At 58.4% G+C, this 15,474-nt stretch carries 14 protein-coding genes and 2 tRNA genes; 15 read left to right on the forward strand and 1 reads right to left on the reverse strand.

Annotated elements, in window-relative coordinates; genetic code table 11:
• Positions 1 to 2: 2 nt before the first annotated feature.
• The 5 genes from dapB to GQX66_RS15265 all read left to right on the forward strand — a co-directional run bounded on the left by dapB (position 3) and on the right by GQX66_RS15265 (position 6,456).
• Positions 3 to 809 (forward strand): 4-hydroxy-tetrahydrodipicolinate reductase, encoded by an 807-nt coding sequence (gene dapB, locus GQX66_RS15245; RefSeq protein WP_085746881.1) that lies wholly within the window; start codon positions 3 to 5, stop codon positions 807 to 809.
• Positions 810 to 1,065: 256 nt separating this feature from the next.
• Positions 1,066 to 2,202, forward strand: coding sequence for a glutamine-hydrolyzing carbamoyl-phosphate synthase small subunit (gene carA, locus GQX66_RS15250; RefSeq protein ID WP_007953761.1), 1,137 nt, complete (start codon positions 1,066 to 1,068; stop codon positions 2,200 to 2,202).
• Positions 2,203 to 2,328: 126 nt separating this feature from the next.
• Positions 2,329 to 5,550 (forward strand): carbamoyl-phosphate synthase large subunit, encoded by a 3,222-nt coding sequence (gene carB, locus GQX66_RS15255; RefSeq protein WP_039769162.1) that lies wholly within the window; start codon positions 2,329 to 2,331, stop codon positions 5,548 to 5,550.
• The gene (gene greA, locus GQX66_RS15260; RefSeq protein ID WP_007953757.1) at positions 5,547 to 6,023 is read left to right on the forward strand and encodes a transcription elongation factor GreA; all 477 of its coding nucleotides are present in this window, start codon (positions 5,547 to 5,549) and stop codon (positions 6,021 to 6,023) included. Before carB ends, greA begins: the two co-directional genes overlap by 4 nt.
• 28 nt (positions 6,024 to 6,051) lie before the next feature.
• Positions 6,052 to 6,456, forward strand: coding sequence for an MFS transporter (locus GQX66_RS15265; protein ID WP_085746882.1), 405 nt, complete (start codon positions 6,052 to 6,054; stop codon positions 6,454 to 6,456).
• A 9-nt stretch (positions 6,457 to 6,465) separates the two neighbouring features.
• Here GQX66_RS15265 and GQX66_RS15270 read toward each other — a convergent pair whose 3' ends face one another.
• The gene (locus GQX66_RS15270) at positions 6,466 to 6,774 is read right to left on the reverse strand and encodes a YhbY family RNA-binding protein (protein WP_007953753.1); all 309 of its coding nucleotides are present in this window, start codon (positions 6,772 to 6,774) and stop codon (positions 6,466 to 6,468) included.
• Positions 6,775 to 6,875: 101 nt separating this feature from the next.
• Here GQX66_RS15270 and rlmE point away from each other — a divergent pair, with 101 nt between their 5' ends.
• The 10 genes from rlmE to nusA all read left to right on the forward strand — a co-directional run bounded on the left by rlmE (position 6,876) and on the right by nusA (position 15,452).
• Entirely contained in the window at positions 6,876 to 7,505 is a 630-nt protein-coding gene (gene rlmE / locus GQX66_RS15275) for a 23S rRNA (uridine(2552)-2'-O)-methyltransferase RlmE (RefSeq protein WP_007953751.1), read from the forward strand.
• A gap of 202 nt (positions 7,506 to 7,707) precedes the next feature.
• Positions 7,708 to 9,621 carry an ATP-dependent zinc metalloprotease FtsH gene (gene ftsH, locus GQX66_RS15280; RefSeq protein WP_240869934.1) on the forward strand — a complete coding sequence of 638 codons (1,914 nt, stop codon included), beginning with the start codon at positions 7,708 to 7,710 and terminating at the stop codon, positions 9,619 to 9,621.
• A gap of 8 nt (positions 9,622 to 9,629) precedes the next feature.
• Positions 9,630 to 10,481, forward strand: a complete 852-nt coding sequence (gene folP / locus GQX66_RS15285) for a dihydropteroate synthase (RefSeq protein ID WP_240869936.1) — start codon at positions 9,630 to 9,632, stop codon at positions 10,479 to 10,481.
• A 16-nt stretch (positions 10,482 to 10,497) separates the two neighbouring features.
• Entirely contained in the window at positions 10,498 to 11,835 is a 1,338-nt protein-coding gene (gene glmM, locus GQX66_RS15290) for a phosphoglucosamine mutase (RefSeq protein WP_085746884.1), read from the forward strand.
• A 65-nt stretch (positions 11,836 to 11,900) separates the two neighbouring features.
• Positions 11,901 to 12,656: a triose-phosphate isomerase gene (gene tpiA, locus GQX66_RS15295; protein ID WP_007953744.1), complete on the forward strand. Its 756-nt coding sequence runs from the start codon at positions 11,901 to 11,903 to the stop codon at positions 12,654 to 12,656.
• 4 nt (positions 12,657 to 12,660) lie between these two features.
• A complete protein-coding gene (gene secG / locus GQX66_RS15300) occupies positions 12,661 to 13,044 on the forward strand; it encodes a preprotein translocase subunit SecG (protein WP_011332406.1) in 384 nt (127 codons plus the stop codon).
• A 22-nt stretch (positions 13,045 to 13,066) separates the two neighbouring features.
• Positions 13,067 to 13,152: transfer RNA gene (locus GQX66_RS15305), tRNA-Leu, on the forward strand.
• A gap of 97 nt (positions 13,153 to 13,249) precedes the next feature.
• Positions 13,250 to 13,326 (forward strand) — tRNA-Met (locus GQX66_RS15310).
• A gap of 138 nt (positions 13,327 to 13,464) precedes the next feature.
• Positions 13,465 to 13,923, forward strand: a complete 459-nt coding sequence (gene rimP / locus GQX66_RS15315; protein WP_039769696.1) for a ribosome maturation factor RimP — start codon at positions 13,465 to 13,467, stop codon at positions 13,921 to 13,923.
• 47 nt (positions 13,924 to 13,970) lie between these two features.
• Positions 13,971 to 15,452: a transcription termination factor NusA gene (gene nusA / locus GQX66_RS15320; protein WP_003221546.1), complete on the forward strand. Its 1,482-nt coding sequence runs from the start codon at positions 13,971 to 13,973 to the stop codon at positions 15,450 to 15,452.
• Positions 15,453 to 15,474 lie beyond the last annotated feature (22 nt).

Raw genomic sequence — 15,474 nt, forward strand, 5'->3', positions numbered from 1 at the left:
GCATGCGACGTATAGCTGTGATGGGCGCTGCCGGGCGCATGGGCAAGATTCTGGTCGAGGCGGTGCAGCAGCGCGCGCCGCTGACCGGTCTGACGGCCGCGATTGTCCGCCCTGGCAGTACGCTGATCGGTGTGGATGCCGGTGAGCTGGCTTCGCTCGGTCGAATCGGCGTGCCGCTGTCCGGGAATCTGGAATCAGTGGCGGAAGAGTTCGATGTGTTGATCGACTTCACCCTGCCGGAAGTGATGCTGAAAAACCTGGCCTTCTGCCGCAAGGCCGGCAAGGCGATGGTGATCGGCACGACCGGGCTGGATGCTGCGCAGAAGCAATTGCTGGCCGACGCGGGCAAGGATATCCCGATCGTCTTCGCCGCCAACTTCAGTGTCGGCGTCAATCTGTCGCTGAAGCTGCTCGACATGGCGGCACGGGTGTTGGCGGATGATGCGGACATCGAAATCATCGAAGCCCATCACCGGCACAAGATTGATGCGCCGTCGGGTACGGCCCTGCGCATGGGTGAAGTGATCGCCAATGCGCTGGATCGTGATCTGCAGAAAGTCGCGGTCTATGGTCGTGAAGGCCACACCGGTGCTCGTGAGCGCGAAACCATCGGTTTCGCCACTGTTCGCGGTGGTGATGTGGTGGGTGATCACACGGTGTTGTTCGCCTGCGAGGGCGAGCGACTGGAGATCACGCACAAGGCTTCGAGTCGCATGACGTTCGCCAAGGGCGCGGTGCGTGCGGCGTTGTGGCTGGATGCTCGTGAGCCTGGTTTGTACGACATGCAGGACGTGCTCGACCTGCATTGAGATGTTCTGAAGCCGGCGCAAACGCCCTGTTTGCGCCGGTTTTACTCCGCCGAGCGACGCCCTGTCGCATTCTCCGGCCTTTCGGCCTCATTGGCGGTAGACCAAAAAACCCTTTTTCTGTAAGCTACAGCTTTAGTGTGTCCACTAAAAGCGCGCAGAATAATTCAGTGAAGAAGCGGGGTGACGTGTCCATACGTCACTCCGCTTTTTTACAACCTGCGATTGCCCTTTCATGCGTTATTTACGGGAGGTCTTCTTGACTAAGCCAGCCATACTCGCCCTTGCTGATGGCAGCATTTTTCGCGGCGAAGCCATTGGAGCCGACGGTCAGACCGTTGGTGAGGTGGTGTTCAACACCGCAATGACCGGCTATCAGGAAATCCTTACCGATCCTTCCTACGCCCAACAGATCGTTACCCTAACTTACCCGCACATCGGCAACACCGGCACCACGCCGGAAGACGCCGAGTCCGATCGCGTCTGGTCCGCTGGCCTGGTCATCCGTGACCTGCCGCTGGTAGCGAGCAACTGGCGTAACACGATGTCCCTGTCCGATTACCTGAAAGCCAACAACGTTGTGGCGATCGCCGGTATCGACACCCGCCGCCTGACCCGCATCCTGCGTGAAAAAGGCGCACAGAACGGCTGCATCATGGCCGGCGACAACATCTCCGAAGAAGCGGCCATCGCCGCGGCGCAAGGCTTCCCGGGCCTGAAGGGCATGGACCTGGCGAAAGTCGTCAGCACCAAGACCCAATACGAATGGCGCTCCACTGTCTGGGATCTGAAAACCGACAGCCACGCGACCATCGAAGCCTCCGAGCTGCCTTATCACGTGGTTGCCTACGACTACGGCGTCAAGGTCAACATCCTGCGCATGCTGGTCGAGCGCGGCTGCCGCGTGACCGTGGTTCCGGCGCAAACCCCGGCTGCCGACGTACTGGCTCTGAAGCCGGACGGCGTGTTCCTGTCCAACGGCCCTGGTGATCCGGAGCCTTGCGACTACGCGATCAAGGCGATCAAGGAAGTGCTGGAAACCGAAATTCCGGTCTTCGGCATCTGCCTCGGCCACCAGCTGCTGGCTCTGGCCTCCGGCGCCAAGACCCTGAAAATGGGCCACGGCCACCACGGTGCCAACCACCCGGTGCAGGATCTGGACACGGGCGTCGTGATGATCACCAGCCAGAACCACGGCTTCGCGGTTGACGAAGAAACCCTGCCAGCCAACGTCCGCGCGATCCACAAATCGCTGTTCGACGGCACCCTGCAAGGTATCGAGCGCACCGACAAGAGCGCGTTCAGCTTCCAGGGTCACCCTGAAGCGAGCCCGGGCCCGAACGATGTGGCCCCTCTGTTTGACCGCTTCATCAACGAGATGGCCAAGCGACGCTAAGCGCTCGCCTTGAGACTGTAGCGAGAAGCCCCTCGAGGGCGGCCCCGGAACCGGCGGCCCCCTCGGGACTTCAGAAATCGATCAAGACGGCTTGCCGACTGACCTGCGGATTTGAGTGACAAACCCATGCCAAAACGTACAGACATTAAAAGCATCCTGATTCTCGGCGCTGGCCCGATCGTTATCGGCCAGGCCTGCGAATTCGACTACTCCGGCGCCCAGGCCTGTAAAGCCCTGCGCGAAGAGGGTTACCGCGTCATCCTGGTGAACTCCAACCCGGCCACCATCATGACCGACCCGGACATGGCCGACGCGACCTACATTGAGCCGATCAAGTGGCAGACCGTTGCCAAGATCATCGAAAAAGAGCGTCCGGATGCCGTGCTGCCAACCATGGGCGGCCAGACTGCTCTGAACTGCGCCCTGGACCTGGAGCGCGAAGGCGTTCTGGAGAAGTTCGGCGTAGAGATGATCGGCGCCAACGCCGATACCATCGACAAGGCTGAAGACCGTTCGCGTTTCGACAAGGCGATGAAAGCCATCGGGCTGGAATGCCCGCGTTCCGGTATCGCCCACAGCATGGAAGAAGCCAACGCGGTACTCGAGCGCCTGGGCTTCCCGTGCATCATCCGTCCGTCCTTCACCATGGGCGGCACCGGTGGCGGTATCGCTTACAACCGTGAAGAGTTCGAAGAAATCTGCGCCCGTGGTCTGGACCTGTCGCCAACCAAGGAACTGCTGATCGACGAATCGCTGATCGGCTGGAAAGAGTATGAAATGGAAGTTGTCCGCGACAAAAAGGACAACTGCATCATCGTCTGCTCGATCGAAAACTTCGACCCGATGGGCGTGCACACCGGTGACTCGATCACCGTTGCCCCGGCTCAGACCCTGACTGACAAGGAATACCAGATTCTGCGTAACGCCTCGCTGGCGGTATTGCGCGAGATCGGCGTCGAGACCGGCGGTTCCAACGTTCAGTTCGGTATCTGCCCGGACACCGGCCGTATGGTCGTGATCGAGATGAACCCGCGTGTATCCCGCTCGTCGGCTCTGGCCTCGAAAGCCACCGGTTTCCCGATCGCTAAGATCGCGGCCAAGCTGGCCGTTGGTTACACCCTCGACGAACTGCAGAACGACATCACCGGCGGCCGTACCCCGGCGTCCTTCGAGCCGTCCATCGACTACGTCGTGACCAAGCTGCCGCGCTTCGCCTTCGAGAAGTTCGCCAACGCTGACGCGCGCCTGACCACTCAGATGAAGTCGGTCGGTGAAGTCATGGCCATCGGCCGTACCTTCCAGGAATCCCTGCAGAAAGCCCTGCGCGGTCTGGAAGTGGGCGTTTGCGGTCTGGACGAGAAAGTCGACCTGAGCAACCCGGAAAGCATGAGCGTGCTCAAGCGCGAACTGACCGTGCCGGGCGCCGAGCGTATCTGGTACGTGGCGGACGCCTTCCGCGCCGGCATGACCGTCGAAGAAATCTTCGGCATGAACATGATCGATCCGTGGTTCCTGGTGCAGATCGAAGACCTGATCAAGGACGAAGAGAAGGTCAAGACCCTCGGTCTGTCCGCTATCGACCGCGATCTGATGTACAAGCTCAAGCGCAAAGGTTTCTCCGACCAGCGTCTGGCCAAGCTGCTGGGCGTCACCGAGAAGAACCTGCGCACTCACCGCCACAAGCTGGAAGTGTTCCCGGTCTACAAGCGCGTCGACACCTGCGCGGCCGAGTTCGCCACCGACACCGCCTACCTGTACTCGACCTACGAGGAAGAGTGCGAAGCCGCGCCGTCCGGTCGCGACAAGATCATCATCCTCGGCGGTGGCCCGAACCGTATCGGTCAGGGCATCGAGTTCGACTACTGCTGCGTTCACGCGGCACTGGCGCTGCGCGATGACGGTTACGAGACCATCATGGTCAACTGCAACCCGGAAACCGTTTCCACTGACTACGACACTTCCGACCGTCTGTACTTCGAGCCGGTGACCCTGGAAGACGTGCTGGAAATCTGCCGCGTCGAGAAGCCGAAAGGCGTGATTGTCCAGTACGGCGGCCAGACACCTCTGAAGCTGGCTCGCGCCCTGGAAGCTGCTGGCGTGCCGATTATCGGCACCAGCCCTGACGCCATCGACCGTGCCGAAGACCGTGAGCGCTTCCAGCAAATGGTCGAGCGCCTGAACCTGCGTCAGCCGCCAAACGCCACCGTGCGCAGCGAAGACGAAGCTGTTCGCGCAGCCGCGAAGATCGGTTACCCGCTGGTGGTGCGTCCGTCCTATGTACTGGGCGGCCGGGCGATGGAAATCGTTTACAAGGAAGAAGAACTCAAGCGTTACCTGCGTGACGCGGTGCAAGTGTCGAACGACAGCCCGGTGCTGCTCGACCACTTCCTCAACTGCGCCATCGAGATGGACGTGGATGCGGTCTGCGACGGCAAGGACGTAGTGATCGGCGCGATCATGCAGCACATCGAACAGGCGGGCGTTCACTCCGGTGACTCCGCGTGCTCGCTGCCGCCGTACTCGCTGCCGGCGCACATCCAGGACGAGATGCGCGAACAGGTCAAGAAAATGGCCCTGGAGCTGGGCGTGGTCGGCCTGATGAACGTTCAGTTGGCGCTGCAAGGTGAGGACATCTACGTCATCGAAGTCAACCCGCGTGCTTCCCGTACCGTACCGTTCGTGTCGAAGTGCATCGGTATTTCCCTGGCAATGGTCGCGGCTCGCGTGATGGCCGGTAAAACCCTGAAGGAAATCGGCTTCACCAAGGAAATCATCCCGAACTTCTACAGCGTGAAAGAGGCGGTGTTCCCGTTCGCCAAATTCCCTGGCGTTGACCCGATCCTCGGCCCAGAGATGAAGTCCACCGGTGAAGTGATGGGCGTCGGCGACACCTTCGGCGAAGCCTTTGCCAAAGCCCAGATGGGCGCCAGCGAAGTGCTGCCGACCGGCGGTACCGCATTCATCAGCGTGCGCGACGATGACAAGCCACTGGTTGCAGGCGTGGCCCGTGATCTGATCAACTTGGGCTTCGAAGTCGTCGCCACTGCCGGCACTGCCAAGCTGATCGAAGCCGCAGGTCTGAAAGTGCGTCGCGTGAACAAGGTGACCGAGGGTCGTCCGCACGTGGTCGACATGATCAAGAATGACGAAGTCACCCTGATCATCAACACCACCGAAGGTCGCCAGTCGATCGCCGATTCCTATTCCATTCGCCGTAACGCCTTGCAGCACAAGATTTACTGCACCACCACCATTGCTGCTGGCGAAGCTATCTGCGAAGCGCTGAAGTTCGGTCCCGAGAAGACCGTACGCCGCTTGCAGGATCTACACGCAGGATTGAAGGCATGAATAAATACCCAATGACCGTCCAGGGCTCCAAGGCCCTGGAAGAAGAGCATGCTCACCTGACCAAGGTCGTTCGTCCGAAGCTCAGCCAGGACATCGGTACGGCCCGCGAGTTGGGTGACTTGAAAGAAAACGCTGAATACCATGCCGCGCGCGAACAGCAAGGCATGGTCGAGGCGCGGATCCGTGACATCGAAGGTCGCCTGCAGAACGCGGTGATCATCGATGTGACGACCATTCCGCACACCGGCAAAGTGATTTTCGGCACCACCGTCGAAATCGCCAACGTCGAGACTGATGAAAGCGTCACTTACCAGATCGTGGGTGAGGATGAGGCGGACATCAAACTCGGCAAGATTTCGGTTGGCTCGCCGATCGCTCGCGCCTTGATTGCCAAGGAAGAGGGCGATACGGTCGTCGTGAAAACGCCAGGTGGCGATATCGAGTACGAGATTGTCGAAGTCCGTCACATCTGAGGGTGGGCGCCCGCTGCATGCGGGCGCGATGCTCTGGCAACTGGCCCAGATGTTGTGGGTCGGTGGCCTGTGGTTGGTACATCTCGGTCTGCGGCCGGTGCTGGGTCGGATTGGCCTGGCTCCGCTGCTGATCGACGAAGTTGCAAGTACGTTTGAAGTGGCGGTAGTGGGTTTTGCCGTCGCGTGTGTGATATTTCAGGCTTTGGTGCTGGTACAGGCCGAGGGCCTTGCCAGTCTATGGCGGGATTTTCGCGGGCAGGTGTTGCTGATGGCGTTGTATGCGTGTGCGATGTTTGTCGCAGTGCGTGTCGGCTGGCCGGATGCGCAGCGCTGGCAGGTGTTCAGCTTTCTTGTGTTGGGTTTTTCCGGGTTGGTGCTGGTATTGCAGCCGGTGCCGGGATGGAGTGGCAGGGTGCGCGAAGCACACCCTTGACCCTTGCCATCACTTGAAGCGATGGACGTTCGACAGCTGCTTGTTGACGCTGAAGTTCTTGCGGTAAATCAGTGCCATCTTGCCGATGACTTGCACCAGATCGGCCTTGCCGGTCTTGCACAGCTCTGCAACGGACGCCAGGCGCGCCTCGCGATCGAGGATGTTGAGCTTGATCTTGATCAGCTCGTGATCTGCCAATGCGCGTTCGAGTTCGGCTAGAACACCCTCAGTCAAACCGTTGTCAGCCACAGTCAGAACTGGTTTCAGGTGGTGGCCAATGGATTTGTACTGTTTCTTCTGCTCTGGAGTGAGCGGCATAATCTGACCCTTTCGTCTGGATTCTGTAAAATGGCGGCCATTTTACCCGAGGGCTCGTGGATCCGCCCAATTAATCACGACCCTAATCAACGAGGTGCCCAATGGCGCGTTCCAAGACAAGCCTTGGTTGGCTGAAAAGACATGTCAATGATCCCTATGTGAAGCAAGCGCAGAAGGATGGCTACCGCTCGCGTGCGAGTTACAAGCTTCTGGAGATCCAGGAGAAATACAAACTGATCCGTCCGGGCATGAACGTCGTCGACCTCGGCGCGGCACCTGGCGGCTGGTCGCAGGTCACCAGCCGGCTGATCGGTGGTCAGGGGCGATTGATCGCCTCGGACATCCTGGAAATGGACAGTATTCCGGACGTGACTTTCATTCAGGGTGACTTCACCGAGGATGCAGTGCTCGCTCAGATCCTTGAGGCTGTGGGTAATTCGCAGGTGGACCTTGTGATTTCCGATATGGCCCCCAATATGAGTGGTACGCCTGAAGTGGATATGCCAAAAGCCATGTTCCTTTGCGAGCTGGCGCTTGATCTGGCGGAGCGGATACTCAAGCCGGGTGGCAATTTTGTGATCAAGATTTTTCAGGGCGAAGGGTTCGATGTTTACCTGAAGGATGCTCGAAAGAAGTTCGACAAGATCCAGATGATCAAGCCGGACTCCTCTCGTGGCAGCTCTCGCGAGCAGTACATGCTGGCTTGGGGCTATCGCGGTCGTAGCGAGTAAAACGAGGTTTTTTGGCGGGGTGATAGGTTTTTCGTATTTCGCCCCGCGCGCATAAGCGAATATTGTGTAGAAAGTGTTTCACAAAGGGTTACAGACGGCGCCTGCCAGAGCTGTAGGTAATGTAGTAAGTTAGGCCGGTGAATATCATGCGAAGCGCGCGCCAGTAGCGGAGCTTGCTTCAGAGGGTAGTTAATTGAACGATATGGCAAAGAATCTGATCCTGTGGTTGATCATCGCGGCTGTCCTGGTGACGGTGATGAACAACTTCTCCAGCCCTAACGAGCCGCAGACCCTCAACTATTCCGACTTCATCCAGCAGGTCAAGGATGGCAAGGTCGAGCGCGTGGCCGTCGACGGCTACGTGATTACCGGCAAACGCAACGATGGCGACAGCTTCAAGACCATTCGTCCGGCAATCCAGGACAATGGCCTGATCGGCGATCTGGTCGACAACCACGTTGTAGTCGAAGGCAAGCAGCCTGAGCAGCAAAGCATCTGGACCCAGCTTCTGGTGGCCAGCTTCCCGATCCTGGTGATCATCGCGGTGTTCATGTTCTTCATGCGCCAGATGCAGGGCGGTGCGGGCGGCAAGGGCGGGCCGATGAGCTTTGGCAAGAGCAAGGCGCGTCTGCTGTCCGAAGATCAGGTGAAAACCACCCTGGCTGACGTTGCCGGTTGCGACGAAGCCAAGGAAGAAGTGGGCGAACTGGTCGAGTTCCTCCGTGATCCGGGCAAGTTCCAGCGCCTGGGCGGCCGCATTCCTCGCGGCGTGCTGATGGTCGGCCCTCCGGGTACCGGTAAAACCTTGCTGGCCAAGGCGATTGCCGGCGAAGCCAAAGTGCCGTTCTTCACCATTTCCGGTTCCGACTTCGTCGAAATGTTCGTAGGTGTCGGTGCCAGCCGCGTTCGTGACATGTTCGAACAGGCCAAGAAACACGCTCCGTGCATTATATTCATCGACGAGATCGACGCCGTTGGTCGCCATCGTGGTGCGGGCATGGGTGGCGGTCACGACGAGCGCGAACAGACGCTCAACCAGTTGCTGGTCGAGATGGACGGTTTCGAAATGAATGACGGCATCATCGTCATCGCTGCGACCAACCGTCCTGACGTGCTGGACCCTGCGTTGCTGCGACCTGGTCGTTTCGACCGTCAGGTGGTGGTTGGTTTGCCGGACATCCGTGGTCGCGAGCAGATCCTCAAGGTTCACATGCGTAAAGTGCCAATGGGTGACGACGTTGCTCCGGCCGTTATCGCACGTGGTACTCCGGGGTTCTCCGGTGCCGATCTGGCGAACCTGGTCAACGAGGCTTCGCTGTTCGCCGCCCGTGCCGGCAAGCGCATCGTCGAAATGAAAGAGTTCGAACTGGCCAAAGACAAGATCATGATGGGCGCCGAGCGCAAATCCATGGTCATGTCCGAGAAGGAAAAGCAGAACACCGCTTATCACGAAGCAGGCCACGCCATTGTTGGTCGCGTCGTGCCCGAGCATGATCCGGTCTACAAAGTGTCGATCATCCCGCGCGGTCGTGCGCTGGGTGTGACCATGTTCCTGCCGGAAGAGGATCGCTACAGCCTGTCCAAGCGTGCGCTGATCAGTCAGATCTGCTCGCTGTACGGCGGCCGTATTGCTGAAGAGATGACTTTGGGCTTCGACGGTGTCACCACAGGTGCTTCCAACGACATCATGCGCGCGAGTCAGATTGCGCGGAACATGGTGACCAAGTGGGGCCTGTCGGAAAAACTCGGTCCGTTGATGTACGCGGAAGAAGAAGGTGAAGTATTCCTCGGTCGCGGTGGTGGCGGTCAGAATGCGAGCTTCTCCGGTGAGACAGCGAAGCTGATCGACTCCGAAGTGCGCAGCATCATCGATCAGTGCTACGGCACCGCCAAGCAGATCCTTACGGACAATCGCGACAAGCTCGATGCCATGGCGGATGCCCTGATGAAGTACGAGACGATCGATGCCGAACAGATCGACGACATCATGGCCGGTCGTACACCTCGCGAGCCTCGCGACTGGTCGGGCGGTACCGGTACCGGTACTGGTACGCCTCCTGTCATTCAGGGCGAGCGTCCGGAAACACCGATTGGCGGTCCGGCTGCCGACGTTTAAGGTTTGAAATGACTTCTGTACAGTCCCTGACCCGGTTGCCTTGCGGCAACCGGGTTCTTGATTTGGCCCGGACGCATGTCATGGGCATTCTCAATGTCACTCCCGATTCATTTTCCGACGGTGGCCGATACAGCCAGCTTGATGCGGCCTTGCGTCATGCCGAAGCCATGGTTGCGGCGGGTGCAACGCTGATCGATGTGGGTGGGGAGTCAACCCGGCCCGGCGCGCGGGCGGTTTCTCCATTGGAGGAGCTGGAACGTGTCGCTCCTGTCGTTGAGCTGATCAACCGCGAGCTGGATGTGGTCATATCGGTCGATACGTCCACTCCGGCGGTCATGCGCGAAACAGCGCGGTTGGGTGCCGGTTTGATCAACGACGTTCGTTCGCTACGGCGGGATGGCGCGTTGGATGCTGCTGCTGCCACCGGGTTGCCTGTATGTCTCATGCATATGCTCGGCGAGCCTGGCGACATGCAGGATGATCCGCGTTATCAGGATGTCACCCGGGAAGTGGGCGAATTTCTCGCCGAGCGCATGGCTCAGTGTGAGATGGCAGGTATTCCGGCCGAGCAGATCATTCTTGATCCGGGCTTCGGCTTCGCCAAAACCCTGCAGCACAATCTAAGCTTGTTCAAGCATATGGAAGCCCTGCATGCGCTGGGGCGGCCACTGTTGGTGGGCGTTTCGCGCAAAAGCATGATCGGTCACGCATTGAATCGCCCGGTGGGCGAGCGTCTATACGGTGGTTTGGCACTGGCTGCACTGGCGTCGGTGAAGGGTGCGCGTATATTGCGCGTCCATGATGTGGCGGAAACGGTGGACGTGGTGCGAATGCTCGCAGCCGTGGAATCAGCCGAATAAGAATGATGGAGCACTTATGAGCAAGAAATATTTTGGTACTGACGGCATTCGTGGTCGTGTCGGGGAATATCCGATTACTCCTGACTTCATGCTCAAGCTCGGCTGGGCTGCCGGCATGGCCTTTCGCAAGATGGGCGCCTGCAAGGTGCTGGTCGGCAAGGACACGCGGATTTCCGGCTACATGTTCGAGTCGGCCCTTGAGGCCGGCCTGACTTCCGCAGGTGCTGATGTGATGCTGCTCGGTCCGATGCCGACTCCGGCCATCGCCTATTTGTCGCGTACATTCCAGGCCGAGGCCGGAATCGTGATCAGCGCATCGCACAATCCGCATGACGACAACGGCATCAAGTTTTTCTCCGGCAGAGGTACCAAGCTGCCTGATGAGCTGGAGCTGATGATCGAAGAGCTGCTTGACACGCCGATGACGGTCGTTGAGTCGAGCAAGATCGGCAAGGTTTCGCGAATCAATGATGCGTCCGGTCGCTATATCGAGTTCTGCAAGAGCTCTGTACCGACGGGTACCAGTTTTTCTGGCCTGAAAATTGTCATCGACTGCGCACACGGAGCAACCTACAAGGTCGCACCGAGCGTTTTCCGTGAGCTGGGTGCCGAAGTCGTGGTGCTGTCCGCGCAGCCCAATGGTCTGAATATCAACGACAACTGTGGCTCCACTCACATGGGGCAGTTGCAGGCGGCGGTGCTGTCGGAGCACGCTGACCTCGGGATCGCATTCGACGGCGATGGCGACCGGGTGTTGATGGTTGATCACACGGGTGCGATTGTTGATGGCGATGAGCTGATCTTCATTATTGCGCGCGATCTGCATGAGCGAGGCAAGTTGCAGGGTGGTGTGGTCGGTACGCTGATGAGCAATCTGGGTCTGGAGCTGGCTCTGGCGGATCTGGGTATTCCTTTTGTGCGTGCAAATGTCGGCGACCGCTATGTGATTGCCGAATTGCTGGAGCGTGATTGGCTGGTCGGGGGCGAGAACTCCGGACATGTCGTCTGCTTCAATCACACGACGACTGGCGATGCGATCATCGCGGCGTTGCAGGTGTTGATGGCGTTGAAAGCCCGTAACGAAGGTTTGGCGCAAACGCGCCAGGCCCTGCGCAAGTGTCCTCAGGTGCTGATCAATGTACGTTTCGGCGGTGGCGACAGCCCGCTTGATCATCCGGCTGTCAAGGAAGCCAGCAAGCGTGTGACCGAGGCGATGGCGGGTCGTGGCCGTGTGCTTTTGCGCAAGTCCGGGACAGAGCCTCTGGTGCGTGTGATGGTCGAAGGTGAGGACGAAACCCAGGTTCGTGGCTATGCCGAAGAACTGGCAAAACTGGTAACTGAAGTTTCTGCCTGATTCGGCTTGCCAGCCTTGATTGTGTTGGGTAACATCTGCGCCCACTTTGACCGACGAGGTACAGCATGCGTCGCCCTATGGTAGCTGGTAACTGGAAGATGCACGGTACCCGCGCCAGCGTCGCTGAGCTGATCAACGGCCTTCGTCATCTGGCCTTGCCAAGCGGTGTTGATGTCGCGGTATTCCCGCCTTGCTTGTATATCAATCAAGTGATTGATGGCTTGAAAGGCAAATCGATTTCGGTCGGTGCGCAGAACTCTGCGGTGGAATCCATGCAAGGTGCGTTGACGGGCGAGATTGCGCCGAGTCAGTTGGTGGATGCAGGTTGTTCCCTGGTGCTTGTCGGGCACTCCGAACGCCGTCAGATCATGGGCGAGCGAGACGGAATGCTGAATCGCAAGTTCGCAGCGGCACAGGCATGTGGCTTGATTCCGGTGTTGTGCGTAGGGGAGACCCTGGAGCAGCGTGAAGCCGGAAAAACTCTTGAGGTTGTCGGGCGTCAGCTGGGCAGTATCATCGAGGAGCTGGGTGTCGGTGCTTTTGCCAACGCAGTGATCGCTTACGAGCCGGTCTGGGCGATTGGTACTGGACTGACTGCAACGCCGCAACAGGCTCAGGATGTGCATAAAGCCATTCGCGAGCAGTTGGCGGCAGAGAATTCTGAAGTGGCACGAGGTGTGCGGCTTCTATACGGCGGCAGCGTGAAGGCGGCCAATGCGGTCGAACTGTTCGGCATGCCGGATATCGATGGGGGGCTCATTGGTGGAGCTTCCCTGAATGCAGATGAGTTCGGTGCGATTTGTCGCGCCGCGGGAAACTGAAAAAATGCTGGAAACAGTCGTAGTCGTTTTTCATCTGCTGGGTGCATTGGGCGTAGTTGCTCTGGTTTTGCTGCAGCAGGGTAAAGGTGCGGATGCTGGCGCGTCTTTCGGAGCAGGTGCTTCAAATACTGTGTTCGGAAGCCAAGGTTCCTCTACCTTTCTTAGTAAGTTTACTGCTATACTTGCCGCCGGTTTCTTCATAACCAGCTTGGGGTTAGGATACTTTGCTAAAGAGAAGGCTCATCAGCTGACTCAAGCAGGTTTGCCAAACCCGGCAGTGTTGGAAGTTCCAAAGCAACAACCGGCTTCTGATGATGTCCCGGTGCTTCAAGAGCAAAAGTCGGCTACTCCAGCGACTGACGTACCTCCAGCTCAAGAGCAGAAGTAAGAAGAGTTTCAAACGTAGTATTGCCGAGGTGGTGGAATTGGTAGACACGCAACCTTGAGGTGGTTGTGCCCATAGGGTGTAGGGGTTCGAGTCCCCTTCTCGGTACCAATTAGTCAGGAGAGCCCGCTGTTGCGGGCTTTCTTGCAGGTGGAAGGTTACATTGACCCTATAAGGGATCGGTCGTATACTTCCGCCCCAGCTTTGTCGCGGGGTGGAGCAGTCTGGTAGCTCGTCGGGCTCATAACCCGAAGGTCGTCGGTTCAAATCCGGCCCCCGCAACCAGTTTAAGGAGCCCCTTTTAAGGGGCTTTTTGTTAGCTGGACACTTTCGACGCCGCTGTTCGACGGCGTTTCAAGGATGGGCGTTTCGCCCATTTTTTTATTTTGCATAGCATGCACATACATGCACGAGGGGGTTCAGGTGTCGAGCAAGCTAGAAGAGTTGCAGGCCTTGCTGGCCCCGGTGGTCGTGGCCCTAGGCTATGAATGCTGGGGTATTGAGTTTTCGGCTCAAGGTCGCCACTCAATGTTGCGCGTTTATATCGATAAGGAAGGCGGCGTACTGGTGGACGATTGCGCCATCGTCAGCCGTCAGATCAGCGGTGTGCTGGATGTTGAAGATCCGATCTCCGTTGAATACACCCTTGAAGTTTCCTCGCCAGGCATGGAACGCCCACTGTTCACTCTTGAGCAGTTTGCCAAATATGTCGGTGAACAAGTGAAGATCAAGCTGCGCTCGCCTTTCGAAGGTCGACGCAACTTTCAGGGCCTTCTGCGCGGTGTAGAAGAGCAGGACGTCGTGGTGCAGGTAGATGACCATGAGTTCCTGTTGCCGATCGATATGATCGACAAGGCCAACATTATTCCCAGTTTTGACTGAGACGCGGATCCCGCGGATCCAATGGCTTGCGAAAGGCGAGGCGTACGATGAGCAAAGAAGTACTGCTGGTTGTTGAGTCGGTATCCAATGAAAAGGGTGTACCGGCAAGCGTAATTTTTGAAGCGCTGGAGCTGGCTCTAGCCACTGCTACCAAAAAGCGTTTTGAAGACGAAGTTGATCTGCGTGTGGAAATCAACCGCCACACCGGTTCTTACGAAACTTTCCGTCGCTGGACGGTCGTCGAAGAGAATGATCTCGATGATCCGGCCATCGAAACCTGGCCGAGCAAGGTTGCTGAAACGCACCCTGGCGCCAAGGTTGGCGACGTCGTTGAAGAAAAGATCGAGTCCATCGAGTTCGGCCGCATCGCTGCGCAGACCGCCAAGCAGGTCATCGTGCAGAAAGTGCGCGAAGCCGAGCGCGCTCAAGTGGTTGACGCTTATCGCGAGCGCCTGGGAGAAATCATCTCCGGCACCGTGAAGAAAGTGACCCGCGACAACGTGATCGTCGACCTGGGTAATAACGCTGAAGCGTTGCTGGCCCGTGAAGACATCATCTCTCGCGAAACCTTCCGTGTTGGCGTGCGTCTGCGTGCGCTGCTCAAGGAAATCCGCACCGAGAACCGCGGCCCTCAGCTGATCCTGTCGCGTACCGCGCCGGAAATGCTGATCGAGCTGTTCCGTATCGAAGTGCCGGAAATCGCTGAAGGCCTGATCGAAGTCATGGCCGCATCCCGTGATCCGGGTTCGCGTGCCAAGATCGCTGTCCGCTCCAAGGACAAACGCATCGACCCGCAAGGCGCGTGCATCGGTATGCGCGGTTCGCGCGTCCAGGCCGTGTCGGGCGAGTTGGGTGGCGAGCGTGTCGATATCGTCCTGTGGGACGACAACCCGGCTCAGTTCGTGATCAATGCCATGTCGCCGGCAGAAGTGGCGGCCATCATCGTTGACGAAGATGCCCATGCCATGGACATCGCCGTTGGCGCAGACAATCTGGCTCAGGCCATCGGTCGTGGTGGTCAGAACGTGCGTCTGGCGAGCCAGCTGACTGGCTGGACCCTGAACGTGATGACCGAATCGGACATCCAGGCTAAGCAACAAGCGGAAACCGGCGACATCCTGCGCAACTTCATCGACGAGCTGGAAGTCGACGAAGAGCTGGCTCAGGTGCTGGTAGACGAAGGCTTCACCAGCCTGGAAGAGATTGCCTACGTACCGTTGGAAGAAATGCTCAACATCGACGGCTTTGACGAAGACATCGTCAACGAGCTTCGCGCTCGTGCCAAGGATCGCTTGTTGACCAAAGCCATCGCTACTGAGGAAAAGCTGGCAGACGCCCATCCGGCCGAAGACCTGCTCTCGCTTGAGGGTATGGACAAGGATTTGGCGATGGAACTGGCGGTGCGCGGCGTAATTACCCGCGAAGACCTGGCCGAGCAGTCTATTGACGACCTGCTCGACATCGACGGCATTGACGATGATCGTGCCGGCAAGTTGATCATGGCCGCCCGAGCCCACTGGTTCGAGTAATTAGGCGCGGCCTGAGGAGAGA

It is taken from the genome of Pseudomonas sp. B707, assembly GCF_022496685.1.
Lineage (GTDB): Bacteria > Pseudomonadota > Gammaproteobacteria > Pseudomonadales > Pseudomonadaceae > Aquipseudomonas > Aquipseudomonas paraglycinae.